Annotated in this window: 24 protein-coding genes; 17 read left to right on the forward strand and 7 right to left on the reverse strand. The window is 62.9% G+C overall.

What is annotated here, in order from left to right; genetic code table 11:
* Positions 1-46: 46 nt before the first annotated feature.
* Positions 47-427 carry an ArsR/SmtB family transcription factor gene (locus tag VNC39_RS10230; protein WP_325398805.1) on the reverse strand — a complete coding sequence of 127 codons (381 nt, stop codon included), beginning with the start codon at positions 425-427 and terminating at the stop codon, positions 47-49.
* 246 nt (positions 428-673) lie between these two features.
* Here VNC39_RS10230 and VNC39_RS10235 point away from each other — a divergent pair, with 246 nt between their 5' ends.
* The 5 genes from VNC39_RS10235 (at position 674) to arsB (ending at position 6,130) form a co-directional block, all read left to right on the forward strand.
* Entirely contained in the window at positions 674-1,090 is a 417-nt protein-coding gene (locus VNC39_RS10235) for an arsenate reductase (azurin) small subunit (RefSeq protein ID WP_325398807.1), read from the forward strand.
* A gap of 16 nt (positions 1,091-1,106) precedes the next feature.
* The gene (locus VNC39_RS10240) at positions 1,107-3,692 is read left to right on the forward strand and encodes an arsenate reductase (azurin) large subunit (protein WP_325398809.1); all 2,586 of its coding nucleotides are present in this window, start codon (positions 1,107-1,109) and stop codon (positions 3,690-3,692) included.
* A gap of 370 nt (positions 3,693-4,062) precedes the next feature.
* Positions 4,063-4,626, forward strand: a complete 564-nt coding sequence (locus VNC39_RS10245; protein ID WP_325398928.1) for an arsenate reductase ArsC — start codon at positions 4,063-4,065, stop codon at positions 4,624-4,626.
* 8 nt (positions 4,627-4,634) lie between these two features.
* On the forward strand, positions 4,635-5,069 hold the full coding sequence (gene arsC, locus VNC39_RS10250) for an arsenate reductase (glutaredoxin) (RefSeq protein ID WP_325398811.1): 435 nt from the start codon (positions 4,635-4,637) through the stop codon (positions 5,067-5,069).
* A 38-nt stretch (positions 5,070-5,107) separates the two neighbouring features.
* Positions 5,108-6,130, forward strand: a complete 1,023-nt coding sequence (arsB, locus tag VNC39_RS10255) for an ACR3 family arsenite efflux transporter (RefSeq protein WP_325398930.1) — start codon at positions 5,108-5,110, stop codon at positions 6,128-6,130.
* Positions 6,131-6,258: 128 nt separating this feature from the next.
* Here the strand turns inward: arsB and VNC39_RS10260 are convergent, their stop codons facing one another.
* Entirely contained in the window at positions 6,259-6,522 is a 264-nt protein-coding gene (locus tag VNC39_RS10260) for a DksA/TraR family C4-type zinc finger protein (protein WP_325398813.1), read from the reverse strand.
* Between the two features lie 96 nt (positions 6,523-6,618).
* A complete protein-coding gene (locus tag VNC39_RS10265; RefSeq protein ID WP_325398815.1) occupies positions 6,619-7,542 on the reverse strand; it encodes a LysR family transcriptional regulator in 924 nt (307 codons plus the stop codon).
* Between the two features lie 129 nt (positions 7,543-7,671).
* Between VNC39_RS10265 and VNC39_RS10270 the strand changes: the two genes are divergently transcribed.
* The 9 genes from VNC39_RS10270 (at position 7,672) to VNC39_RS10310 (ending at position 15,945) form a co-directional block, all read left to right on the forward strand.
* A complete protein-coding gene (locus VNC39_RS10270; RefSeq protein ID WP_325398817.1) occupies positions 7,672-8,100 on the forward strand; it encodes a DoxX family protein in 429 nt (142 codons plus the stop codon).
* A complete protein-coding gene (locus tag VNC39_RS10275; RefSeq protein WP_325398819.1) occupies positions 8,078-8,782 on the forward strand; it encodes a pirin family protein in 705 nt (234 codons plus the stop codon). Before VNC39_RS10270 ends, VNC39_RS10275 begins: the two co-directional genes overlap by 23 nt.
* Positions 8,783-8,888: 106 nt before the next feature.
* Entirely contained in the window at positions 8,889-9,167 is a 279-nt protein-coding gene (locus VNC39_RS10280; RefSeq protein WP_325398821.1) for a metal/formaldehyde-sensitive transcriptional repressor, read from the forward strand.
* Between the two features lie 7 nt (positions 9,168-9,174).
* A complete protein-coding gene (dmeF, locus tag VNC39_RS10285; RefSeq protein WP_325398823.1) occupies positions 9,175-10,407 on the forward strand; it encodes a CDF family Co(II)/Ni(II) efflux transporter DmeF in 1,233 nt (410 codons plus the stop codon).
* Positions 10,408-10,435: 28 nt separating this feature from the next.
* Positions 10,436-11,674: an FAD-dependent oxidoreductase gene (locus tag VNC39_RS10290; RefSeq protein ID WP_325398825.1), complete on the forward strand. Its 1,239-nt coding sequence runs from the start codon at positions 10,436-10,438 to the stop codon at positions 11,672-11,674.
* Positions 11,675-11,790: 116 nt separating this feature from the next.
* Complete coding sequence (locus VNC39_RS10295; protein ID WP_325398827.1) at positions 11,791-13,218, forward strand: MFS transporter; 1,428 nt, start codon at positions 11,791-11,793, stop codon at positions 13,216-13,218.
* A gap of 293 nt (positions 13,219-13,511) precedes the next feature.
* Complete coding sequence (locus VNC39_RS10300) at positions 13,512-14,048, forward strand: Dps family protein (RefSeq protein WP_325398829.1); 537 nt, start codon at positions 13,512-13,514, stop codon at positions 14,046-14,048.
* A gap of 255 nt (positions 14,049-14,303) precedes the next feature.
* Entirely contained in the window at positions 14,304-14,498 is a 195-nt protein-coding gene (locus VNC39_RS10305; RefSeq protein ID WP_325398831.1) for a DUF3311 domain-containing protein, read from the forward strand.
* Positions 14,499-14,511: 13 nt separating this feature from the next.
* Positions 14,512-15,945, forward strand: coding sequence for a sodium:solute symporter family protein (locus VNC39_RS10310; RefSeq protein WP_325398833.1), 1,434 nt, complete (start codon positions 14,512-14,514; stop codon positions 15,943-15,945).
* Between the two features lie 205 nt (positions 15,946-16,150).
* On the opposite strand, the gene VNC39_RS10315 is transcribed toward VNC39_RS10310, so the two are convergent.
* Positions 16,151-17,161 carry an alpha/beta fold hydrolase gene (locus VNC39_RS10315; RefSeq protein WP_325398835.1) on the reverse strand — a complete coding sequence of 337 codons (1,011 nt, stop codon included), beginning with the start codon at positions 17,159-17,161 and terminating at the stop codon, positions 16,151-16,153.
* A gap of 387 nt (positions 17,162-17,548) precedes the next feature.
* Here VNC39_RS10315 and VNC39_RS10320 point away from each other — a divergent pair, with 387 nt between their 5' ends.
* The gene (locus VNC39_RS10320; RefSeq protein ID WP_325398837.1) at positions 17,549-18,547 is read left to right on the forward strand and encodes a lipid A deacylase LpxR family protein; all 999 of its coding nucleotides are present in this window, start codon (positions 17,549-17,551) and stop codon (positions 18,545-18,547) included.
* 93 nt (positions 18,548-18,640) lie between these two features.
* Here the strand turns inward: VNC39_RS10320 and VNC39_RS10325 are convergent, their stop codons facing one another.
* Positions 18,641-19,219 carry a TetR/AcrR family transcriptional regulator gene (locus tag VNC39_RS10325; protein ID WP_325398839.1) on the reverse strand — a complete coding sequence of 193 codons (579 nt, stop codon included), beginning with the start codon at positions 19,217-19,219 and terminating at the stop codon, positions 18,641-18,643.
* 135 nt (positions 19,220-19,354) lie between these two features.
* Between VNC39_RS10325 and VNC39_RS10330 the strand changes: the two genes are divergently transcribed.
* Positions 19,355-20,335: an SDR family NAD(P)-dependent oxidoreductase gene (locus VNC39_RS10330; protein WP_325398841.1), complete on the forward strand. Its 981-nt coding sequence runs from the start codon at positions 19,355-19,357 to the stop codon at positions 20,333-20,335.
* Positions 20,336-20,337: 2 nt separating this feature from the next.
* Positions 20,338-21,231 carry an SDR family oxidoreductase gene (locus VNC39_RS10335; RefSeq protein ID WP_325398843.1) on the forward strand — a complete coding sequence of 298 codons (894 nt, stop codon included), beginning with the start codon at positions 20,338-20,340 and terminating at the stop codon, positions 21,229-21,231.
* Between the two features lie 151 nt (positions 21,232-21,382).
* Here VNC39_RS10335 and VNC39_RS10340 read toward each other — a convergent pair whose 3' ends face one another.
* Both VNC39_RS10340 and VNC39_RS10345 read right to left on the reverse strand, forming a co-directional pair.
* Positions 21,383-22,291 (reverse strand): amidohydrolase family protein, encoded by a 909-nt coding sequence (locus VNC39_RS10340; RefSeq protein WP_325398845.1) that lies wholly within the window; start codon positions 22,289-22,291, stop codon positions 21,383-21,385.
* Positions 22,288-23,592: an MFS transporter gene (locus VNC39_RS10345; RefSeq protein WP_325398847.1), complete on the reverse strand. Its 1,305-nt coding sequence runs from the start codon at positions 23,590-23,592 to the stop codon at positions 22,288-22,290. Before VNC39_RS10345 ends, VNC39_RS10340 begins: the two co-directional genes overlap by 4 nt.
* Positions 23,593-24,034 lie beyond the last annotated feature (442 nt).

Below are 24,034 nucleotides of genomic sequence, written 5' to 3' on the forward strand. Positions count from 1 at the left end.
TTGTCAGGCGGTCGGAAACAGGCATTTCGGGGCGATGACGGCAGATTTACGCCGAGCGCCGCTTGGCCTTCAGGGCCGCCTGGGGCTTGCTGGGGCGGGCGGGATCGCAAACAGGCACGCAAACGTCCTGGCCGCAGCAATTGGCAGCCAGGAAGCCGACAAGCCCATTCATGGCGGTGAAGTCGGCCGCATAAATGACATGCCGGCCGGTGCGCCGCTGGGTCACCAGGCCGGCGCGGAGCAGCGCCTGGATGTGGAACGTCAGCGACGACGCCACGAGACCCAGCCTTTCCGCAATCTCGCCGGCCGCGATTCCGGCCGGCCCGGCCTCAACCAGCAGCCGGTAGGCCGCCAGCCGATGCTCATGCGCCAAGGCGGCCAATGCCGTGACGGTCCAGCCGCTATCCGGGGTCTTTGCTCGTGCCATTTCTTCCATATTTCTTGAAATGTCACCCAGCTATGGGCTCATCTGGAGATCCGTCAAGTTGAAATCCGCCTTCATGAAATATTGTTGACAATATTGTCGTTGCAATAACATAATAATTGTATAATTATTGAAATATAAAATCAAACGGGAGCAACGCCGATGAGCTTGTCGCGACGGACGTTTGTCCAAGCTTCTGCCATCGCCGCCGCAGCCGCCGATCCATTGCGGGCAAGAGCCCAGTTGTTCATGGCCGATGGGCGGCCCTGGCCTTCCGTCAAAATCGGCAATCTGCAGCAATTGGCAGTCGAAAAGCCGGTTTCATTCCAGTATCCGGATCGCACATCGCCGGCCATGATGATCAAGCTTGGCGCGCCGGCCTATGAGGGGGCCGGTCCGGATCGTGATGTCGTCGCCTTCTCCTCCATCTGCACGCATATGGGCTGCCCGATAACCTACAAAGACGGGCGCTTCCTGTGCCCATGCCATTATTCCATGTTTGACCCGGCCAGGAATGGCGTGCCCTACCAGGGGTTGGCGTCGGATTATCTGCCGCAAATCACGCTCCGGGTCGATGCGGGGACCCATGACATCTATGCCGAGGGCATGTCCGGTCTGATCTGGGGCCGGACGCAGGATGTCCCCGTACCGACTGCAGCTGGTTAAGGGGGGAGGAACGGCCATGGCTTTGTATCGACGCGAGGAATCGGTTCCGCTGCCGCCTGGCAACGCGGAAGCTTACAATACCGTGTGCCAATACTGCACGGTCGGTTGCGGCTATAAGGTGTATGTGTGGCCGGAAGGCGAGGCCGGCGGCGCGAAGGCCAATGAGAATGCTTTCGGGATCGACTTCACCTCGCCGCAAGCCCCTCTGGTTGGCTTCTCCTACACCGAATCCATGCATTCCACGATCCAGCGCCGCGATGGGGGCACGTATCACGTGGCCATCGTTCCGGCGCATGATTCGCCGATCAACCCGCAGGGCAATCATTCAAGCCGTGGCGCGATCAACGCCAAAACAACCTGGTCCGACAGCCGGCCGACGCAGGCGCGGTTGCATTACCCGTTGCTGCGCGTCGGCGATACGTTCAACCCGATCCCCTGGGAGTCGGCCATCGAGCTGCAGGCGCGCGTGCTCAAGGGAATCATGGACAAGGACGGCTCCGATCAGCTCTGCGCGAAATGCTACGACCATGGCGGCGGCGGTGGCGGCATGGAGAACACCTACGGCACCGGCCGGCTGTTCTTCACCGGGCTGCAGATGAAGCATGTCGGCATTCATAACCGCCCGGCCTACAGCTCCGAGACCTGGGGAACCCGCGACCGCGGCGTGCACGAGCTGAATTATTGCTACGACGATGCGCGGCTTGCCGATACGATCGTGTTGTGGGGTTCGAACGCTTACGAAACCGCGACGGTCTTCTTCGCGGCCCATATGATGCCGAATCTGCAAGGCGCCACCGCAAACGAGAAGAAGGGCGCCTATGCCGATGGCGAGCCGATTGCGGCCGCCCGAATGGTTGTCGTCGACCCGCGCCTTTCAGCCAGCGTGAATGCGGCGCGCGCGACCGGCGCAGAGGTTTTGCACCTCCGGCCGAATCTCGGCACCGACTACGTCCTGGCGAATGCGGTCGCCCGCGTGGTGTGGGAGAGGAAATATTACAACGCGGATTTCCTGAAGCAGCATACCGATCCGGCGACGTTCGAAGTCTACAGACAGAAAACCTTGGAGCTGGACACGCCCTACCAGGACTTCATGACACGGGCGACTGGGATCACCGGTGTTCCCGTCCGCGATATCGAGGAGGCCGCCGTTTGGATCGCGCAGCCGAAAGACGGCGGCCATTGGCGGCGCTCGTTGATACTCTATGAGAAGGGCGTGATCTGGAACTATCGGCAATATGACACGGTTGCCGCGATCGCGCAGCTCGGCGCGCTGAGCTTCAATATCGGCCGGCCGGGCACCGGTACCGGGCGTACCGGCGGTCATCAGGAAGGCTATGCCCGGCCGGATTATCCGGGGCCTCGGCCGCCCCCGGATGTCGACAAATTCCTTCAGGACGGCCATGGCAAGAGTCTCTGGGTCGTCGGCTGCAATCCCTACCTGTCCGCGCAGAACAACGCGTATTTCCGCAAGCGGATCGGCCAGCGCGCGCAAAGCCTGACGAATTTTCTCTCTCTGGCCAAAGGCGAGGCGGGCGAGCCGGCGACGATCCAGGCGCTGGCAGAACGCATCCTTGACGGGCTCGACCAAACCGGCGGCCTGTTTGTCACCGTGCAGGACATCTACATGACCGAGACCGCGCGGGACGCTCATCTGATCCTTCCCGCGGCACAATGGGGCGAAGCGGAGCTCATCTCGCTCAATTGTGGCGACCGGCTCTTGCGCCTCGATGACCGCTTCATGGACCCGCCCGGCGAGGCCAAGCCCGATTGGGAAATCCACGGCCTTGTCGGCCAGAAGCTGGAAACGCTGTATGCCCAGGAGGGCAAAGCGGACGTCGCCAAGCGGTTCTCGGGCATGGGCTGGAAGCATGGCGCCGATGTCGTCGCCACGATCCAGGCCGACCTCTATGCCGGCGTGGACACGCGCGTGCCGGCATCCGAGGCCGGCAAGCTCGATCCGGAAAGCTTCAAAGGTGTCGACTATACCTATTTGCGCAAGGTCGGCCAGCAAGGCATTCAGACGCCGGTGCGCCTGAATCCGGAAAGCGGCCAGCCGGTCGGGACCAAGCGGCTTTATCCGACCTGGAATTTTGCGACCAAGGACGGCAAGTTCAGCTGGTACGCCACGCGCCCCTGGGACGAGTTTGCCTCGGCCAAGGTCGTCGCCACCTATCTCAAGTCGAAGGCGCAGGAATATCCGTTCTGGTTCAGCATGGGGCGCAGCCAGCCTTTGTGGCAGACCAGCTATCATATGCGCTTTCTGCCGGAGAAAAACCTCACGGTCCCGCTGCCTTATGTGGAGATCAATCCGGCCGACACGCAGAAGCTTGGCGCCAGCAGCGGCGACATCGTGATGATCTACAACGACCAGGGCAACGAGACCTTCGCGGTTTATGAGAGTGATGCCGTACCGCCCGGCACGGTGTTTGCGCTGATGTATCATTGGCTCGGGACGTCCAACAGCCTGACCTCCCCTTACACCGATTCGATGAGCACCAATCCCTGGTACAAGGGCACCCGCGTCGGCATCAAAAAGCTGGCCGGGGGGCTCCCGAGCGTGCTTGCAACGACCAGCTTCCGCCCGACGAATAAATTCACCTGATTGCCTTAGGCCAATCATGCGCCGCGCCGGGGGGCAGGTCGAGAAAAGCGGCGCAAAAACTTCTTTGACGCTGGGCCATGGGCTGTGTCGCCGGCAACGCCCATGCCCTCCGGGGCTATTCCAACGGTGCTACGCACCGCCGGAACCTTCAGCCCCTTCGCCCAGCATAAAAAAGTTTTTTTGCTTCTTTTTGTTCACAAAAAGAAGCCTTCCTTTCTTTTTCCAGATCGGGAAAGGATCTCCGCGATCGGGCGCCTTCCTGCGTCGCCGGAATTATACATTTTGACTATTATTGAAATATAAAATAGTCTCATGCCCGTCGCCGTATTCCCGGCGTCCGCGGTCTACGCGCTAACGCAGGAGGGCTGACATTGTGGAGCGGATTTATAACATCCTGTTTCTCTGCACCGGCAATAGCGCCCGTTCGATCATGGCGGAAAGCATTCTCCGCAAGGACGGCGCAGGACATTTCAACGCCTTCTCGGCAGGCAGCCATCCCAAACCCCAGGTGAACCCTTTCGCGCTCAAGGTTCTGGAGAGCTATGATTACCCGATCGACGGCCTGCGCACGAAAAGCTGGGAAGAATTCGCGGTTCCCGGCGCGCCCGAAATGGATTTCGTCTTCACCGTCTGTGACAATGCCGCGGGCGAAATTTGTCCGGTCTGGCCCGGCCAGCCGATGACGGCGCATTGGGGGATCGAAGACCCCGCTTCACTCGTCGTCGGCTACGACATCGAGAAGGAAAGGGCCTTCGTGCAAGCCTTCAAATATCTCCGCAACCGCATCAGCGTCTTTCTCAGCCTGCCGCTCGCCAGCATCGAGAGGCTGGCCCTCGAGAAGCGCCTGCGCGAGATCGGCAGGCTCGAAGGCGCGACCGGCCGCAGCAAGGCCGGCCGGCCAATGCCTCCACCAAATCTTACCACGGCTCCCTGAGGTTCTTGATGACGATAACCATTTACCACAACCCCGCCTGCGGGACATCGCGCAACGTGCTGGGCCTGATCCGCAACAGCGGCACGGAGCCGGTCGTCATCGAATATCTGCAGACGCCGCCTTCGCACGCCGAACTCGTCAGCCTGATCGCGCGCATGGGGATTTCCGTGCGCGATCTGCTGCGGCGCAAGGGCACGCCGTATGACGAGCTTGGGCTCGACGACCCGGCGCTCACCGACGAACAACTGATCGATGCGATGATGGCGCACCCGATCCTGATCAACCGGCCGATCGTGGTGACGCCGAAAGGGGTGAAGCTCTGCCGCCCGTCCGAGGCCGTGCTCGATATTTTGCCGGATGCACAAAGCGGCGCCTTCACCAAGGAAGACGGCGAGGCTGTGGTCGACGCGGCGGGCCATCGCGTGACGAGAGAGAGACCGTGAGCGACGCCGCGGTTACGGCGCCGGCCGCTGCGCCGGGGATGGGCACGTTCGAGCGCTATCTGACGCTTTGGGTCGCGCTCTGCATCGTCGCCGGCATCGGGCTCGGGCGGATCATTCCGGGCGTGTTCGCGGCGTTGGGTGATGCGACGGTCGCCCATGTGAATCTGCCGGTCGCCGTGCTGGTCTGGCTGATGATCGTGCCCATGCTGCTGAAGATCGACCCGCGGGCGCTTCGCGAGGTGGCCGCGCATTGGCGCGGCATCGCCGCGACGGTGGGCGTGAACTGGCTGGTCAAGCCGTTCTCGATGACGCTGCTGGCCTCGCTCTTCATTGGGCATCTGTTCCGCCCGTTCCTGCCGGCGGGGCAGATCGATGGCTATATCGCCGGGCTGATCCTGCTCGCGGCCGCGCCTTGTACCGCGATGGTGTTCGTGTGGTCGAATCTGGTCGAAGGAGAGCCGCATTTCACGCTCTCGCAAGTGGCGCTGAACGACACGATCATGGTGGTCGCCTTCGCGCCGATCGTGGCCCTGCTGCTTGGCCTCTCTTCGATCGTGGTGCCCTGGAACACGCTGATGGTCTCGGTCCTGCTCTATATCGTCGTGCCGGTGGCGGGGGCACAATTGTGGCGGCGGTCATTGCTGCGCGCCGGCGGCCCGGTCGCCCTGGCGCGTGCGCTCGGCACGCTGGGGCCGCTGTCGCTCGGCGCACTCCTGCTCACACTGGTGTTGCTGTTCGGTTTGCAGGGCGCAGAGATCATGCGCCAGCCGCTGGTGATCCTGCTGCTCGCGATACCGATCCTGATCCAGGTCTATTTCAATGCCGGCCTCGCCTATTGGCTGAACCGGCGGCTTGGGGTCGCCTGGTGCGTGGCGGGGCCATCGGCACTGATTGGCGCCAGCAATTTCTTCGAACTCGCGGTCGCAACGGCGATCGCGCTGTTCGGGTTCCAGTCGGGGGCGGCGCTCTCAACCGTGGTCGGCGTGCTGGTCGAAGTGCCGGTCATGCTCTCAGTCGTGCAGATCGTACGGCGCACGCGCGGCTGGTACGAGCGCGCGTAACGGCGAAGTGAGTGGGCGAGACGAGTGGCCCGTCTTCACCCATGGTCGGTACCCTGGGAAGCGTTATCGGCGCATGTCAAAACGCCTTGCGGTCGGGTGAAAATTCCCGAAAGGCGCGCGATCGCCTCTCAGCGAAGCTGGCTATCCTTGCTGCCCCGCCGATTGATGCCCGGGGTTACTTGTCGGGCGTCGCGGGCCGACTGGCATTCGACGCAAGTACGCACGCCAGGTACGGCGCGGCGTCGCCCTTCGGGGATCTGCTCGCCGCATTCCGCGCAACATGTCTGGCCTTCACCGGCGGGCAGTCTCGCACGCGCAATCATCACCGCGTCCGCGACCGTGTCGTCGATCTGATCTTGCACCGCTCCATCAGGCGCCCAGCCGCTGGCCATTCCCATGCTCCTCTTTCGTGACCCGACAGCGCAGATGGGGAGGTGCGGCCGCCATTCACAGTGCGGTGGATCGAACTCAAGGGATTGTGCTGTGGGCTAAGGCCCTTCCGCCCTTGCCCAGGGCGCGCCGGCGAAACGACGCAAAAGAAATTCAATCACCGCGGTGACGCAAGCCGGGCGAAAATTGCCCGGTGGCGTGACGATGTTGAGTGCGATCGGGGGCATGGACCAATCGGACATCGCGATTTCAAGCCGGCCCGCTTCCAGATCCTCCGAGGTCAGAAACTCAGGCTGCACCGCCAGGCCCATTCCGGCCAGCAGCATCGGTCGCAGCGCATCAGCGTTATTGGCCCGCAACTGGCTCCGCGGCGTCACGCTCACTTCCTCGCCCGTCGCGCGGATGAAGCGCCAGCGATCCTGTGTCGGCAGGTAAGCATAGCCGAGGCAGGCATGCTCCGCGAGATCGTCAGGATGCTGCGGACGGCCGAGGCGCTCAAAATATTCGGGAGCGCCCACGAGCAAACGACGTATTTGGCAAATGCGACGGGCCCGTAACGTCGAGTCCGGGAGTGCGGCGATCCGCAGGGCGATGTCGAAACCGCCAGCCACCAAATCGACCACCTCATCCGCCAGATGCAAGTCGATCGACACGTCCGGGTAGGTTTGGAATAGCTCCGGCAGGATTGGCGCGACGTGCGCGAGCCCGAACGACATGGGCGCGGTCAACCGCACCAAACCATGCGGCGCCACGGCCTGCGCCATCGCCTCTGCTTCCAAAATCTCCCCCTCGGCGAGGATACGGGCGGCACTCGTGGCCATATGGCGGCCGGCTTCGGTCAGGGAAAGGCTGCGTGAGGTACGGTTCAGCAGCGACATGCCGATCCGCGCTTCCAGCCGGGCAATGGCTTTCGACACCGTCGCCTTTGAGATGCCAAGCTCATCGGCCGCGCGCGTGAAGGAGGAGGTCTGCGCCACTTTCGCGAACAGCACCCAGGCTTCGAGGTCGGGGAGACGAGGCATGGTGAAATTCCGAAACAATGAGTTTCTATTGTTTCTCTTTTTTTACCATGACGCCTGTCCGATAGTCAAACCCGGAAAGACACCAGCAACCAGACCGCTCAACCGGCGGACTCATCACGGAGATCACTCATGACCAGTTTCGGCTCGCAAAGGATCAAGGACGAGGTCATCCTCGCCGCCCGTCTTCTTCTCGTCGCCCTGTTCCTCATCTTCGGTTGGAGCAAGCTTACCCATTACGCGGGCACGGTCGCCTATATGGCGCAGACCGGTGTGCCTGTCCCCTCGGTCGCAGCGCTCGTGGCGATTGCCATGGAGTTCTTCGTCTCCATCGCGCTCGTTCTCGGCATCGGGACGCGTCCGCTGGCCGTTCTGATGGGCGTTTACACGCTGGCAACCGCGTTTTTGGGGCATCCTTATTGGACCATGACCGGCGCGGCCCAGTACGCGAATGAGATCAATTTCTACAAGAATGTCAGCATCATTGCAGGGTTTTTCCTGCTCTATGTCACCGGCGCCGGCAAATACGCCAGAAACCATGATCGACGTACGACCCTATAATAGCCTGGGTGGCGGCCATGAAGGATGGCTCAATACCCGTCATCATTTCTCCTTCGCAGGGTATCATGATCCGAAGCGGATGCATTGGGGCGCACTGCGCGTCTGGAACGATGACGAGATTGCGTCCCAGAACGGTTTCCCGCCGCACCCGCACGCCAACATGGAAATCATCACCTATGTGCGCCAGGGCGCGATCACGCATCAGGACAATCTCGGCAATCGCGGGCGCACGGAGGCCGGGGATGTGCAGGTGATGAGCGCCGGAGACGGCATCCGCCACGCTGAATACAATTTTGAGCCCGGCGTCACCAAGATTTTTCAGATCTGGATCATGCCGCGCGAGCAGGGCGGTGCGCCGTCATGGGGCACGAAGCCGTTCCCCAAAGCCGCGCGGACCGGACGGTTCATTACCCTGGCAAGCGGGTTTCAGGCCGATCAGGATGCCTTGCCGATCCGTGCCGATGCACGCGTGGCCGGCGTGACGCTGACCGCGGGCCAGACAACGGAATACCGGCTTGGCAGAGGCCGGAAAGCGTATCTGGTCTCGGCCGAGGGCGAGGCTGAAATTAACGGCGTGCGCTTCTCGGCCCGCGATGGCGTGGCCGTAGAAAACGAAGACGTCCTGCTGATCAAAGCGATCGAGGATGCCGAAATCATCCTGGTCGACACGGCTGATATCTAGGAGCCAAGTTTCGTGTCCCTCGCCGCGGTGGCTGGCCGCCGCGGCGGGGGCCGCGCGCATAGCGTGTCATTTGAAATAGGGTAGGGGGGTATGCTATAGGGACGCCATGACCCACACCATCCGTGAAAAACAGCAGCTTCTGGCCCGTGTCCGCCGCATGCGGGGCCAGGTCGAGGCGATCGAACGCGCGCTTGAAAATGGCGCCGAGTGCGAAAAGGTGATGCACCTGCTCGCCGCCGTGCGCGGGGCGGTCACGGGGCTGATGGGGGAAGTCGTCGAAGAGCATGTCCGGACGCATCTCGTCGACCGCGAAAAATATCCCGACGCGCTCAATGCCGATGCCGCCGAGCAGCTGCTCGACGTTGTGCGCAGCTATTTGAAGTGAGGTTCCCATGAGCGCTGCCGCTCAAAGCCATATTTTCCTGGGTGCGGACCATGAGCGGAGTGAACGCCGGACATGGTGGGTCATCTGGTTGTGCGGCGCCATGATGGTTGCGGAAATCGTCGGCGGGCTGCTGTTCGGCTCGATCGCCCTTGTGGCCGACGGGCTGCACATGAGCACCCATGCCGGCGCGTTTCTGCTGGCCGCCTTGGCCTATCGTTATGCGCGCAAACATGCGAACGATCCGCGTTTCAGCTTTGGCACCGGTAAATTCGGCGATTTGGCCGGCTTCACCAGCGCGATCATCCTCGCCATGATCGCCCTGCTCATCGCGTATGAAGCCATCCACCGGCTCTTTTTCCCGGTGCCGATCCATTTCGCAGCGGCCATTCCGATCGCCTGCCTGGGGCTTGGCGTCAATCTCGTCAGCGCTTGGTTGCTGGCGGGCGGGCACCATCATGAGCATGGCCACGGCCATAGCCACGGCGCGGCGCATCATGACCATGAGGCCACGCACCGGCTTGTCACGGACCAGGGCGTCGTCGCGCTGGAAATCTTTGAGGACGGTGTGCCGCCATGTTTCCGGGTGCGGCCTGAAAACGGCCAGATCCTGTCGGCATCCGCGACGACCGTCGAAACGATGCGGCCGGATGGAACAAGCCAGGTTTTCACGTTCCAGGACCAAGGCGGCTATCTCGAATCACGGGAAGAGATTCCCGAACCGCATGCCTTCAAGGCGCATCTCCGGGTCGGACCGCATGTCAGCGCCGTGACCTTCGAGGAACATGAGCATGCAGGCGGGGCGGCGCACCGTGACAACAACATGCGCGCCGCGGTCGTGCATGTGGTCGCCGATGCCGCCGTCTCGGTTCTGGTGATTGCCGGTCTGCTCCTGGCCAAAGCTTTTGGCTGGAGCTGGATGGATCCGCTCGTCGGCATTGTCGGTTCAGGGGTGATCGCCAGCTGGGCGTTCGGCCTGATCCGCGATACGGGCGCAATCCTGCTGGATATGACCGCCAATCGGAGCATGGCGGAAAAACTTCAGCAGGCGATCGAGGCAGAGGGCGACGAGGTGTCCGATCTGCATCTCTGGCGCCTGGGGCCGGGCCATCTGGGGGCAATCATTTCCCTCAGGACGGAAAAAACGCATGGGCCGGCCTTCTACCGCGCGAAGCTGGCGCGGTTCCGGTCTCTGTCTCACGTCACAATCGAGGTGGAGCATCTGACGGCGAAATTTCAATGACGCCGGCGCCGTGAAGGGTGACGCGCGCTTGAGCGGAATCATGCCCTCGATCGAGACCGACTGCGCCATCGTCGGCGCCGGCCCGGCCGGTCTCATGCTCGGCCTGCTTCTCGCGCGTGCCGGAATCGATGTCACGATCATCGAAAAGCACGGTGATTTTCTGCGTGATTCCCGCGGCGACACGATCCACCCTTCGACGCTGGAAATCATGCATGAGCTGGGCCTGCTCGATGGCCTGCTCGCATTGCCCCACACGCAGGCGCCCCGTCTCCATGCCGAGATTGCGGGCAGGGATGTGACGATCGCCGATTTCTCCCGCCTGCCGACGCAATGCCGTTTCATAGCCTTCATGCCGCAATGGGACTTCCTCGATTACCTCGCGCGGGCGGCGGCACGGTACGAAAATTTCCGTCTCGTCAAGAATGCCGAAGCCACGGAGCTGATCGAAGCAAATGGCCGCATCGTCGGCCTGCACGCGCAAACGCCGGAGGGAAAGCTGGCGGTGAAGGCGGCCCTCGTCGTCGGCGCCGATGGTCGCAACTCCATCGTCCGGGACAAAGCCGGTCTCGCGGTGGAAAGTTTCGGTTCCCCGACCGAAGTGCTGTGGATGAAACTGTCGCACCAGCCTGAGGATCCGCCCTACACGATGGGTCATGCCGGGCCGCGCCAGGGCTTCGTGATGGTGGACCGCAGCGATGCCTGGCAGTGCGGCTATGTCCTGCGCAAAGCCAGCTTCGCCGATATACAGGCGCAAGGGCTCGAGGCGTTCCGCGCCGCCGTCGCCGCGGTCTCACCCCTGCCGCCGGAGCGGATGCAAGAGGTGACGTCCTGGCAGGATGTGCATCTGCTCACGGTGCGCATCGACCGGCTGACACGCTGGTGGCGGCCGGGATTGCTCTGCATCGGCGATGCCGCGCACGCGATGTCCCCGATCGGCGGGGTCGGCGTGAATCTCGCCATTCAGGATGCCGTGGCGGCGGCGAACATCCTCGCCGTGCCGCTGAAGAACAAAATCCTTGCCGACCGTCACCTCGCGTCCGTCGAGGCGCGCCGGCTCTGGCCGACGAAAATGACGCAGAAATTGCAGCTGATGATGCGCGGCAGCCGGCGCCGGCGGGGGCGCAATGGCCCGCCTGCCTTCATGCGCTCGATCGCACGCTGGCCGGTGCTCGCGCGCCTCGCCGGCCGGCTGATAGGGCTCGGCTTCCGGCCGGAGCATGTGCGGGAAGTAAGGAAGGAAGACCTACTTTTTGTGAACAAAAAGTAGCAAAAAAACTTTGTTACTTTGGGCCCGTGCAGTTTCAACGCCTCAGGCCCAGTTTAAAGAAAGTTTTTGGTGCCGCTTTTTTCAAAAAGCGGCCTCTTTCTTCCTGGGGACACACCATGGCGGTCGTGGAGACTGACGTGCCGGCGCGGTTGGATCGGTTGCCCTGGTCCCGGTTCCACTGGCTGGTGGTGACCGGTCTCGGGATCGCCTGGGTTCTCGACGGGTTGGAAGTGACCCTGGTGGGGTCCTTGTCCGGGGCGATCGCGCAAAGCCCGGTATTACATATGTCGGCCGCGCGTGTGGGCGCCAGTGCCAGCGCCTATCTGGCGGGTGCGGTCGCCGGCGCGCTTGGTTTCGGCTGGCTGGCCGACCGGTTGGGGCGCAAGCGGCTGTTTGCGGTGACGGTGCTGGTCTATCTCACCGCGACGCTCGCCACCGGCCTTTCCTGGAGCTTCGCCTCGTTTGCGTTGTTTCGCGCAATTACCGGGGCTGGCATCGGCGGCGAGTATGCGGCGGTAAACGCGGCGATCCAGGAACTCATCCCGGCGCGGCGGCGCGGCTTTACCGATCTGGTGGTGAACGGCTCGTTCTGGATCGGCGCCGCGATCGGGGCCGGCGGCTCGCTGGTCGCGCTCGATCCGCGTTTGATCCCGCCGGAACTGGGCTGGCGGGTCGCGTTCGGGCTCGGCGGGGTTCTGGGGCTCGGCGTGCTGGCGCTGCGGCGCTGGATACCCGAAAGCCCGCGCTGGCTGATGACGCATGGCCGGCCGGAGGCGGCGGAGCAGGTCGTGCGCGGGATCGAGGCGCGCGTGGCGGCCGAGACCGGGGAGCTGCCCGCGGTGCCGCCGGGCCGGTTGCGGCTGCGCACGGATGTGCGGTCCTGGTTCGGCGCCGGGATGATGGCGCTGGTGACCCAATACCGCCGGCGCACTGCGCTGGGGGTGGTGCTGATGGCGAGCCAGGCCTTCTGCTATAATGCGGTCTTTTTCACCTACGCCCTGATCCTCACGCGGTTTTACGGCGTCGCGGCCGGGCGGGTGGGGTTGTTCATCCTGCCGTTCGCCGTGAGCAATTTTCTGGGGCCGCTGCTGTTGGGGCGGCTGTTCGATGTGGTCGGGCGGCGGGTGATGATCGCCGGAACCTATGCCGCCTCCGGCCTGCTGATGGCGCTGACGGGCGGGCTGTTCGCCTATGGCGGGCTGTCGGCGGTGGGGCAGACCGCCTGGTGGACGGCGATCTTTTTCGTCGCCTCGGCGGCGGCGAGTTCGGCCTATCTGACGGTGGGCGAAAATTTCCCCTTGGAGGTCCGCGCGGTGGCCATCGCGCTGTTCTACGCCTTCGGCACCTTGGTCGGCGGCCTGGCGGGGCCCGTTTTGTTCGGGGCGCTGATCCAAAGCGGATCGCGGGGGGCGCTGATGGGGGGCTATGAGTTCGGGGCCGGCCTGATGCTCGTCGCCGCGGCGGCGGCCTGGCGGCTGGGGATCGCCGCCGAGCGCCGCCCGCTGGAGGAAGTTGCGCCGCCGCTGGCCAGCGTAGGCAAGTAAGCAAGGCTACTTTTTGTGAACAAAAAGTAGCAAAAAAACTTTGTGATGCTCGGCCCGTGCCGTTTCAATGCCCCAGGCCCAGCGTCAATAAAAGTTTTTGTGCCGCTTTTTTCAAAAAGCGGCCGCTTACTTTCTTGATCCGACTTGGGCGGCGTTTTGCGCTTTGTTCTTGTTATGCTCCCTCTCGCAAAAAATTGTTTCCCTGCCGTTTCCCGTTGAAAAATCGCCGGGGCGACGGAATATGATCTGGACGTCACCGTGAACCCACATGTCAAGCCAAAGGAGCGGTAACCATGAGCAAGGTGAAATCCCCGGGCGACACGCATACACGCGAATATCTCGGCACACCGACCGATTTATCGGCGCAGGCCACGCAGGATATCGCCGCCGCCCTGAGCGGGCTGCTGGCCGATGTCTTTGCGCTCTATATGAAAACGAAGAATTTTCACTGGCACATGAGCGGCCACCATTTCAGGGACTATCATCTGCTGCTGGACGAGCACGGGAACCAAATTTTTGCGATGACGGACCCGATCGCGGAACGGGCGCGCAAAATCGGCGGCACCACACTGCGCTCCATCGGGCAGATCGCCAAGCAGCAACGCATCCTCGACAATGACGCAGCCTATGTCGAGCCGCAGGACATGCTGGCGGAATTGCGCGACGACAACAAGCAGCTCACCTCGATCATGCGCCAGGTCCATAATGTTTGTGAAAAACATGGCGATGTCGCCACCACGAGCCTGCTCGAGGTCTGGATTGACGAGACCGAGCGGCGCACCTGGTTCCTCTTCGAAGCGACCCGGGGCATGTTTGGCCGCAACGAATAACGAAGTCTGCGCTGTGCCGCCGGGGGGAGAGACCCCGCCGGCGTGCGCGGGCAGGGCACGCGCGGATAAAAGCGACGGCCAACCCGTCCGCCTGGAGCGAGGGCGGCAATACATTAAGGCAGTTGATTAAAAAACAGGGTCCCTCTGCCGAATTTTGCGGCCGATCGTCATGGATCGGCTTTTCCCCATAAGCGATTCCGGGTGGCATGCCGCTTGCTCCGCAGTCACCGTTCGCGTGGCTGGCAGGGAAAGTAAATGCTGAGAGTTTTGATTGGGCTTGGAATACCGTTCATCGCCATTGTGGCGGTGCTGCCTTGGGTGAATGAGGCGACGTTCACTCTGTTCAACATCCCGTTTCTTTATCTGTGGATGTTCTCCTGGTTCCTCCTGACCTCGATTTGCATGGGCGTCTGCTGGCTGTGCTTCGACCGGCACCGGCCGGATTATTGAGGAGCCCACCCACATGGCAACCATCGTCTTCGCAATTCTCATCGCGCTCTCGCTCGTGCTCGCCGTCGCGGCCAAAAAGGGGCATGCCACGACCAGCGTTCGTGACTTCTTCATCGCGTCTCGGCAGTTCGGGGGCTTTCTCGTTTTCTTTCTCTCGGTCGGCGAAATTTATAGCGTCGCCACCATCATCGGCTTTCCCGGAAGCATCTATGCCAAGGGTGGGGCCTTCGGGATCTGGTTCCTGGGCTATATCCTGCTCGCCTATCCGGTGGCCTATTTCGTCAACCCGTTGATCTGGCGCGCCGGCAAATTATACGATGCGGTGACCATCGCCGATCTGTTCAAGGGGCATTTTAAAAACCATGCCGGCGGGCGGGTTCTGGAGCTGACGGTGACAATCACCGCCATCACGTTTCTGGTACCCTGGGGGGAATTGCAGTTCGGCGGCCTTATCGTCGCCCTGGGCGGGCTGGGCTGGCATATCAGCCCGGCGATTCTGGTCACGTTCGCCGCGGCACTCGCCTTCTTCTATATCGTGATTTCCGGGATCCGGGCGCCGGCCTATGTGGCGATCCTGAAGGACGTGTTGATGATGGTGGCGATCGTCGTCACCGGCGGCGCCGCGCTGTCCCAGACACATCTTTCCACCATCTTTCACGCGGCGGGCCCGTTGGCGAGCAGCCATCTGACGGCGCCGGAACTGCGCTTCACGATGTCCACCATCGCCTTCCAGGCGATCGGCTTCTTCATGCTGCCCTTCAACACGCAGAACCTGTTCACGGCGAAATCCGAGCAGACCATCCGCCGCATGCAGATGTTCATGCCGCTTTACATGGTGATGTTCCCGTTCCTGGTGATCGTGGCCTATTACCAGCTCGGAACGCATGCGCATTTGAGCGCGCCGAACGGCGCCTTCATGGCGGCGGCCGTGCAATTGCTGCCGGGCTGGATGCTCGGCGTCGTCGCGGCGGGCGCTTCGCTCGCCGGCTTGCTGGTGCTCGCCGGCATCAGCCTCGCCATCGGCCCGCTGGTGACGCGCAACCTGTTCGGCCATGTGCCGGAGCGCAAACAGCGCAGCCTGGCGCAGATCGTGATTCTGCTCTATCTCGCCTTCTCGATCACGCTGACATTGCTGGCGCCGACCCTGCTCGTCACCATTCAAAACACCGCCTTCTTCGGCTTCACGCAATTCTTCCCCGGCATGATGGCGATCATGTTCTTCCGTCGCGCCAATCCTTTGGCGATCGCGGCGGGCATCATCGTCGCGGATGTGCTTGCGGTCGCCTTCTTCGTGATGAAGGTGCCGACGCATGATTTCAACATCGGCGCGGTGTGCCTGCTGATCAACGTGGCCATCCTCATCGGTGGCAGCCTGCTGGCGGGGCACCAGCAGGTGATGCCGGTCGCGTTGCGCCGCACCGCGGCGGTTCCCGCCGCGGGGGATTAAGGAAAGAAAGGAAGCGATACTTTTTGTGAACAAAAAGTAGCAAAAAAACTTTATGAATCTAGGCTATGGGCGTTGTCACCGACACAGCCCATGCCCTCCGGGGCTATTCCAACGGTGCTACGCACCGCCGGAACCTTCAGCCCCTCCGCCCAGCATAAATAAAAATTTTTGCGCCGCTTTTTTTAAAAAGCGGCTGCTTTCTTTCTCAGTCGAGCCAGCGGCGCACGGCAGCTTTCAAAAAGGCGGCGTCGGCCGGGCTGGAGGCGGGGTTGCCGGCGCGGTGGCCCCACACGCTGGGGATCGGCAGCAATTCGGCCTTGGCGAGGTGCGGCAGTTCCAGCGCGCTGTCGGCGACACGGAAATACAGATCGGTTTCGCCAGGCATCAGCAGCATTTTCGCCTTGATCGCCCCCAGCGCCTTCGCGAGATTGCCGCCGTAAAGGAGGTTGGCGCTGATATCGTTATGCAGCCAGGTGACCAGCTGGGCGTAGCAATCCGCGGCATGGCGCTTCTGGAACGAGGCTTCCCAATCGTTTTTCAGATAGGTCTCCAGGTCCGGCGCGCCGAGGGCGGTGAGATGCAGGCGTTCGCGGTAGAAATCCTGGCTCAGCGCCCAGCCGGCATAGATATGGCCGATGGCGCGTAGCGTACCGAGCGGCGGGGCGGAGAAGCGGCCATGGCCGATATGCTCCGGCGCCGCCTCGAAGGTGCGCAGCAGGCCGGAGATGAAAACTTTGTTGTGCACCGCGGTTTTGGCGCTGCTGCAAATCACGATGGCGCGGTCCACCGCATCGGGGAACATCGCCGCCCATTGATAGGCCTGTTGCCCGCCCATCGAGAAGCCGTAGGCCGCATGCAGCCGTTCGATGCCGAAATGCTCGAGCAGCAGCCGGCGCTGCGCCGCCACATTGTCCCATTGCGCCACCACCAGCGGGTAGTCCGGCGTGTTGCCGGCGCCGGAGGAGAGGCCGTTCGAGAACATGTTGGGGATGACGATGAACCAGCGTGTCGGGTCGAGGATTCCGTCCGGCCCGATCAGCCACTCCATGTCGCTGTGCTTGGCACCGTAACTGCACGGGTAGAGAATGGCATTGTCGCGGGCGGCATTCAGCGTGCCGTAGGATTTCCAAACGATCTTGGCGTCGCGCAGCACTTCGCCCGATTGCAGCGGAAAATCCCCGAGATGGAATTCACCGCTTTCCGTTGGCCAGTTCATGTCAGCAGATTTCCTTTCCAGTGATGGCCCCCTTTGCGGCGGAGGCGACCAAGGCAGGCTTATCACCCAAATGGCGGCGGTGGAAAATGGGCCGGCGCCCGGCACGGCGATGATTCATGTCCGGCGCGGCCCGTGGCCTTGACTTGGTAGAGCCTGTCATGCGACGCGCTTATACCCCATGGACGGCTTTTGGCGGTGTCGCCGCCGGGCGTTCATGTCCTAACTTGCTTTGGAGGTCGCCCACTTGTCCATGTACAGGCTCGGCTGACAAGCCGTTAAAGCCCCGCAGGTGCGGCAAGCCTGCCGGCTTAAATTGCGTATATTAACTTTTGTCGAACCCTCTTAAACCGAGGGCCTCCCAAAGCAGTTACGGATTCAGAGAGCTTAATGAAAATATTTATCTCGTGCGTCGCTGTCGGCGCCTTCGGTATCGCCGGCCTCAGCCCCGCGATGGCGCAAAGCGCGCCAGGCTTCCCCTCCGGCATCTGGACGATCCAGGATGAGAACGCCTCGATCAGCACGGCGAAACCGACGGATCGCAACTATGTCAACGGCTTCAACCTCAACTGGACGTCGAACCCAGGTGCGGTGCCGTCGTTCGTCGCCAATCTCGGCCATGCGATCTGGGGCAACGGCACGCAGCGCGTCAGCCTCGGCATCGTCCAGCAGGTCTATACGCCCACGGATACGGAGGCCATCAACCCGCCGACCAATGATGAGCCTTATGCCGGCTATCTGGTCGCCCGGTTCGGCCTGATCCAGGACACGGCAAACACCCGCAACGTCATTATGCTCGATGCCGGCGTCGTCGGCCGTGATGCCGGCGCGGAGCTCGTGCAGAACGATTTCCATTCCGTCATCGGCCAGAAAGGGACGCATGGCTGGGCCTTCCAGCTGCCGAGCGAGCCCGCCTTCAATGGCCTGATCTCGCGCACCTGGCGCTTGCCCATCGCCAATTTCGGTGGGCTGGAGACCGATGCCCTGCCGCAGATCGCCGGGGCGCTCGGCACCACGCAAATCTATCTCCAGCCGGCGGTTACATTCCGCATTGGGCAGGGGCTGAACAGCGATTTCGGCGCGCCGCTGATCGCCTGGGGCCCCTCCGGCACCGATGCCTATCAGCAGACACGGCCGGTTGTCTGGTATGTGTTCGGCGGCGCTTCGTCGCAATTCGTCGGGTATAACGAATTCCTCCAGGGCACTGACTTCCAGTCCAGCCGTTCCGTCGACCCGTATCGCGTGGTCGGCGAGGCCGATGTGGGGGCCGCCATTATCTGGCGCGGCCTGCGCTTCAGCTATACGCAGGTGTTCCAGACCCGCAGCTATTACGGCGAGGTCGGCAACCTGCACGAATACGGATCGTTCGCGGTCTCGGGCACGTTCTAGGCTCAGGTGCGTTCCGGACATGACGGAGCTGTCTTCGTCATGTCCGCTGACCTCAGGAAAACCCGACACCGCGCGGTTCGCAATAATTATTTCTTAGTTCGTGCGAATTCCTGCGATCAGGATATCGACGAGGCGCCTTGCGTCCCGTTCGCCATTGGCGCCTGCCCCCACATTTGCAACACCGGCGCACGCGAGCAGCAGGACAAGCGGGTCCAGGTCCAGACGAATCCCGCCGCTGGCAACGGCGTGATCCACCAGCTTGGTGATGGCCTGCGTCATCTGAGCCTTGGACGCTGAGTACAGGTCGGTGGTTCCGCCGGGGATGGCGTTGAGCAGCTCGTACATGCCGTGCTTGGCGGCGATGAAATCCACAAACAGCAACAGCCATTCGCGCAGCGCCTCCACCGGAGGCTGCGTCTTCGCCAGGCGCTCGGCGGCGCCGGTGAGCTGTTCCATCTCGTTGCGGTAGACCGCCTCGACCAACGCGTCGCGGGTCGGGAAATGACGGTAGAGCGTTCCGGCGCCGACGTCGGCCGAACGTGCGATTTCGTCGAGGCTGGCGCCAGTCCCCTTTTCGGCAAAGGCCGTTTTCGCCGCGGCGAGCAGGCGTGCGCGGTTACGCGCGGCATCGGCGCGCGGTTTGCGGGCGGCGGATTCGCTTTTTTCGGCCACGATAAATTCCCTCTTGATAACCGGAGAGAGTCTCCGTATTTAATCGGAGACATTCTCCTCTTATACCGAGCGCGGCCAGCGAGCAATGGTATCGCCGCCGATGGGAGAGGTGCGTTTATTGAAAGGAAAAGGGCTATGGCTCAGGTTTTTGGCGCAAAATCCACGACGGATGAGGTGCTTTCGGGCATTGATCTCAGCGGCAAGCGGGTCCTGGTGACCGGCGTTTCGGCGGGGCTGGGGGTCGAGACGGCGCGCGCGCTGGCGGCACATGGCGCGCAGGTGGTCGGCGCCGCGCGTGACCTCGCCAAGGCGGCGCGGGCGACGGCGGAGGTGAAGGCGCAGGCAGCGAATGGCGGCGGATTTGAGCTGATCGAGCTAGACCTCGCCGCGCTGGCAAGCGTGCGGGCCTGCGCCGACGCGCTGGTTGCGGATGGCCGTCCTTTCGACGCGGTGATTGCGAATGCCGGTGTCATGCGCACGCCTTTCGGCCATACGGCGGACGGGTTCGAGACGCAGATCGGCACCAACCATATCGGCCATTTCGTGCTGGTGAACCGCATCGCCTCCTTGATCGCGCCGGGCGGGCGGCTGGTGAACGTCTCCTCGTCGGGCCATCGGTATGCGGATGTCGATCTCGGTGATCCCAATTTCGAGCACACGCCCTACGACCCGATGGTTGCCTATGGCCGCTCCAAGACCGCGAACATCCTGTTCGCGGTGGAATTCGACGCCCGTCATAAGGCGCGGGGCGTGCGCGCGGCGGCGCTGCATCCGGGCGGGATCCACACCGAGCTTGGCCGCCATATGGTGCCCGGCGAACTCGAACAATTAGTGGCGCAGATCACTGCCCAACTGGCGGCGGACGGCCAGCCACCTTTCCAATGGAAAACGGTGCCGCAAGGGGCTGCGACGTCGGTGTGGGCCGCCTTTGTCGCCTCCGCCGAAGAAATTGGCGGACGCTATTGCGAGAATTGCCAGGTCTCGCGGATTACGGAGGGATTGATCAGCCCGGTGAGCCCCGGCGTCCGCTCTTATGCGCTCGACCCGGCACGCGCCAAGGCGCTTTGGGCCGCGACCGAAACCTGGGTGGGGGAACGTTTCCCGGAGGTGGCATAGGCATGGCTCAAAGACACTGGCTGATCACCGGCGTGAGCAGCGGCTTCGGCCGCATTATGGCCGAACGGCTGCTCGCGCGGGGTGACCGCGTGGCGGGAACCGTGCGCGACCTCTCGGTCATGGACGGGCTGAAAGCCCAATATGGCGAGCGTCTGTGGCTGACGAAGCTTGATTTGTCCGAGACGGGCACGATTCGTGACATGGTCGATCGCGCCTGGGGCGCGCTCGGAAGAGTCGATGTCGTGGTCAGCAACGCGGGCTATGGCCTGATGGGCGCGGCAGAGGAGCTGACGGACGAGCAGGTCTGCCACCAGATCGACACCAACCTTCTGGGCTCGATCCAGTTGATCCGCGCCACCTTGCCGCATCTTCGCGCGCAGGGCGGGGGGCGGATTTTGCAGCTTTCGAGCATGGGTGGCCAGGTGGCCTTTCCCGGCGGCTCGCTCTACCACGCCACCAAATGGGGGGTTGAAGGGTTCGTCGAGGCGGTTGCGCAGGAGGTGGAGGTGTTCGGGATCGGCTGCACGATCATTGAGCCCGGTGGCGCGCGTACCGACTTCCGGCATCGTAGCGCCAGGCTCGGCCCCGTGCTGGCGGCCTATGACGCGTCGCCATCCCGGATGGTCAACCGGGTCATCGCCGATACCAACCGGCTTTCGCCTGGCGATCCGGTGAAGATGGTCGAGGCGATGATCGCCAGCGTCGACCAGACGCCCGCCCCGAGGCGGCTTGCCCTGGGAAGCGACGCTTATCGGGCCATGCACGCACAACTCTCTGCGCGCCTTGAAGCGTTGGGAGCGCAACGCGAGTTGGCCTGCTCGACGGACGTCCTGGCCGGGCCGGACGCGGAAAGCGCACAGCCCTGGTACGCAGCCACCGTGTCAAAACGACCCTGACCCTAAACAAGCAAAAGGCTACTTTTTGTGAACAAAAAGTAGCAAAAAACTTTGTTAACGCTGGGCCACGGGCTTGTCAGCGACAACGCCCATGACCCAGCATAACAAAAGTTTTTGCGCCGCTTTTTTCAAAAAGCGGCTGCTTTCTTTTTTATTTGTTGAACCCGTAAAAGCGCGCCGGGTTGTCGGCGAGAATCCGGTTGCGGGTGGCCTCGTCGGGAACCCAGTCGGCGAGGAGGTCGAGCAGGTCGCCGACATTGGGCATATGCGCCCAGTTCGAGACATTCGGCCAGTCCGAGCCCCAGACGCAGCGTTCCGGCGCGGCCGCGACGAGGGCGCGGGCCAGGGGGATCGTGTCGGTATAGGGAAAGCCCGCGCTGGTGAGGCGATAGGCGCCGGAGAGCTTCACCCAGGCGCCGTCCCGCACCATGGCGAGGAGATTCTGGAAACCGGCATCCGCCACGCCGTTCTTGGCCGGGCGATGCCCCATATGGTCGAAGATCAGCGGCACGCCGAGGCCGGCGAGCGCGGTGCCGTATTCGGCCAGCACCGCGGCATCGATGAAGAGCTGGAGGTGCCAGCCCATCGCCCGGCAGATCGCGCCGTAGCGCTCAATGTCGGCGAAGTTGCGGCCGCCGCCGAACATGGCGTTGATGCGCAGCCCGACGATGCCGGCTTCGGCGAGTTCTTCGCAGTCGCGGCTGGAGATGTTCGTTTCGACCACCGCAACGCCTTTGAGGCGCTTCGGATGGGCGCGCAGCGTCTTCAGCATCAGCGAATTGTCGGTGCCATGGATGCTGATCTGGACGAGCACGCCATGCGTCATGCCGGTGGCCTCCAGCATGTGCAGATATTGCGCCTCGGTGGCGACCGGCGCGGTGTAGCCCCGGTCGGGCGCCAGGATCGTCTCCGGCGGCAGGCCGACGACATGGGCATGTGTGTCCACCGCGCCTTTGGGCACAACGAAGCGGGTGGCGCCGCGCGGCTGCGGATCGGGGCCCGGGCAGACGGGGGCCGTACCTGTCACGAAGGCAAGATGGGCATTGGCCGCGTTTGTCATGAGGCGGTGAGTTCCTTTCCTTTGGTCTCGGGCAGCAGAATCGCGCCGAGGAATAACAAACCATAAGCACAGAGGGCGAACAGGGCGATGGCGTTGGCCAGCGACATGGTCGTCGAGAGATAGCCTACCAAGGTGGGGAAGACAGCGCCAAAGCCGCGCCCCACATTATAGGCGAAGCCCTGGCCCGATCCGCGCAAGCGCGTCGGGTAGAGCTCGGTGAGGAAGGGGCCGAGGCCCGACAGATAGCCCGAGGCGAAGAAGCCGAGGGGGAAGCCGAGAACCAGCATCACGTCGTTCGAGAACTGGACCTGGGTGTACAGGATGACCAGCAGCGAAGCGCAGATCGCGAACAGGATGAACAAGCGGCGCCGGCCGATGCGGTCGGACAGCCAGGCGCCGGCGAGATAGCCGCAGGTCGCCCCGGCGATGAGGATGAACAGATAGCCGGTCGAGCCGATGACGGAGAGGCCGCGATCGGTGCGCAGAAAGGTCGGCAGCCAGGTTGTCACCGCGTAATAGCCGCCTTGCGCCCCGGTCCCGAGAATGCCGGCGAAGATCGTGGTACGCAGGATGCCGGGGGAGAAAATCTCCCAGATCGCTGGCGGCTTGTGCGTGGCGGCGGCGCGGGCATGGAGTTCCGGCTCCGGAATGCGGCGCTGCAGGAGAAAGATGAAAACCGCCGGGAGCGCGCCCAGGGCGAACATCAGGCGCCAGGCGTCAGCCGCCGGCACCAGGGAATAACAGACGAGCTGGAGCAAAACGGCGATCCCCCAGCCGATCCCCCAGCCGGACTGCACCACGCCCACGGCACGGCCGCGATAGCTGGCGCGGACGGTCTCGCCGATGAGCACGGCGCCGGCCGCCCATTCGCCGCCGAAGCCGAAGCCGAGCAGCGCGCGGGCCGCGAAAAGCTGGGCGAAATTCTGCGCGAAGGCGCACAGCAGCGTGCATCCGGCGAACCAGAGCACGGTGGCCTGCAAAGCACGGACGCGGCCGATGCGGTCGGAGAGGAACCCGGTCAACCACCCGCCCACGGCCGAGCAGAGCAAGGTGACGGTGACGGCGAGGCCGGCGGGCCCGCGCTCGACATGCCAGAGCGGGATGATCGTGCCGATGACGAGCGGGTAGATCATGAAATCCGTGGCATCGAGGGTCCAGCCGGTGAAACAGGCCCAAAAAGTGAGTTTTTCGACACGGGTCATTTTGCCGAAGAACGTGAAGAGGCCGGTGTCGACCGCCTCCGACGCCTGGCGTTGCCCCTGGTCGTCCCATGGTTCGGCGGTTTGGTCGGCGTCTTTCACTTCGTTTCCCCTTTAGTAAACGTATTCCGCCGGCGCTGTATTCACGCGCGCGGTTCTCAGGACATTGATTTTGGGCAGTTCAAAATTCACGACCCGGCGCGGGTGACTACGCGCAGGCTGAGGGCGGCATTGGCAATGCCACAGAGAACGGCATGGTCCGTTCGAGGATTTCAACAATACGCAAGGCGTTCTCCTCAATTCGTTCGCGGCGCGTTCGGCGGCGCGCCGTCCGGTCTCGTGGCCGGACCGTAACGTCAGTCTTGGTCATTTCGGTGGTCTGATCAAGTGGGGCGAGCGAGTCAGAAAGCAGTCGCTTTTTGAAAAAAGCGACGCAAAAACTTCTGTTTATGCCGGGCCATGGGCTGTGTCGGTGACAACGCCCATGCCCTCCGGGGCTATTCCAACGGTGCTACGCGTCGCCGGAACCTTCAGCCCCTCCGCC

The organism is Acidocella sp. (assembly GCF_035535915.1).
Taxonomy (GTDB): domain Bacteria; phylum Pseudomonadota; class Alphaproteobacteria; order Acetobacterales; family Acetobacteraceae; genus Acidocella.

Excerpts from the sequence above, each read along its gene's own strand:
- VNC39_RS10230 (WP_325398805.1), bottom strand. The coding sequence starts at position 427 with ATGGCACGAGCAAAGACCCCGGATAGCGGCTGGACCGTCACGGCATTG.
- VNC39_RS10235 (WP_325398807.1), top strand. The coding sequence starts at position 674 with ATGGCCGATGGGCGGCCCTGGCCTTCCGTCAAAATCGGCAATCTGCAG.
- VNC39_RS10240 (WP_325398809.1), top strand. The coding sequence starts at position 1,107 with ATGGCTTTGTATCGACGCGAGGAATCGGTTCCGCTGCCGCCTGGCAAC.
- arsC (WP_325398811.1), top strand. The coding sequence starts at position 4,635 with ATGACGATAACCATTTACCACAACCCCGCCTGCGGGACATCGCGCAAC.
- arsB (WP_325398930.1), top strand. The coding sequence starts at position 5,108 with ATGGGCACGTTCGAGCGCTATCTGACGCTTTGGGTCGCGCTCTGCATC.
- VNC39_RS10260 (WP_325398813.1), bottom strand. The coding sequence starts at position 6,522 with ATGGCCAGCGGCTGGGCGCCTGATGGAGCGGTGCAAGATCAGATCGAC.
- VNC39_RS10265 (WP_325398815.1), bottom strand. The coding sequence starts at position 7,542 with ATGCCTCGTCTCCCCGACCTCGAAGCCTGGGTGCTGTTCGCGAAAGTG.
- VNC39_RS10270 (WP_325398817.1), top strand. The coding sequence starts at position 7,672 with ATGACCAGTTTCGGCTCGCAAAGGATCAAGGACGAGGTCATCCTCGCC.
- VNC39_RS10275 (WP_325398819.1), top strand. The coding sequence starts at position 8,078 with ATGATCGACGTACGACCCTATAATAGCCTGGGTGGCGGCCATGAAGGA.
- VNC39_RS10280 (WP_325398821.1), top strand. The coding sequence starts at position 8,889 with ATGACCCACACCATCCGTGAAAAACAGCAGCTTCTGGCCCGTGTCCGC.
- dmeF (WP_325398823.1), top strand. The coding sequence starts at position 9,175 with ATGAGCGCTGCCGCTCAAAGCCATATTTTCCTGGGTGCGGACCATGAG.
- VNC39_RS10295 (WP_325398827.1), top strand. The coding sequence starts at position 11,791 with ATGGCGGTCGTGGAGACTGACGTGCCGGCGCGGTTGGATCGGTTGCCC.
- VNC39_RS10300 (WP_325398829.1), top strand. The coding sequence starts at position 13,512 with ATGAGCAAGGTGAAATCCCCGGGCGACACGCATACACGCGAATATCTC.
- VNC39_RS10305 (WP_325398831.1), top strand. The coding sequence starts at position 14,304 with ATGCTGAGAGTTTTGATTGGGCTTGGAATACCGTTCATCGCCATTGTG.
- VNC39_RS10310 (WP_325398833.1), top strand. The coding sequence starts at position 14,512 with ATGGCAACCATCGTCTTCGCAATTCTCATCGCGCTCTCGCTCGTGCTC.
- VNC39_RS10315 (WP_325398835.1), bottom strand. The coding sequence starts at position 17,161 with ATGAACTGGCCAACGGAAAGCGGTGAATTCCATCTCGGGGATTTTCCG.
- VNC39_RS10320 (WP_325398837.1), top strand. The coding sequence starts at position 17,549 with ATGAAAATATTTATCTCGTGCGTCGCTGTCGGCGCCTTCGGTATCGCC.
- VNC39_RS10330 (WP_325398841.1), top strand. The coding sequence starts at position 19,355 with ATGGCTCAGGTTTTTGGCGCAAAATCCACGACGGATGAGGTGCTTTCG.
- VNC39_RS10335 (WP_325398843.1), top strand. The coding sequence starts at position 20,338 with ATGGCTCAAAGACACTGGCTGATCACCGGCGTGAGCAGCGGCTTCGGC.
- VNC39_RS10340 (WP_325398845.1), bottom strand. The coding sequence starts at position 22,291 with ATGACAAACGCGGCCAATGCCCATCTTGCCTTCGTGACAGGTACGGCC.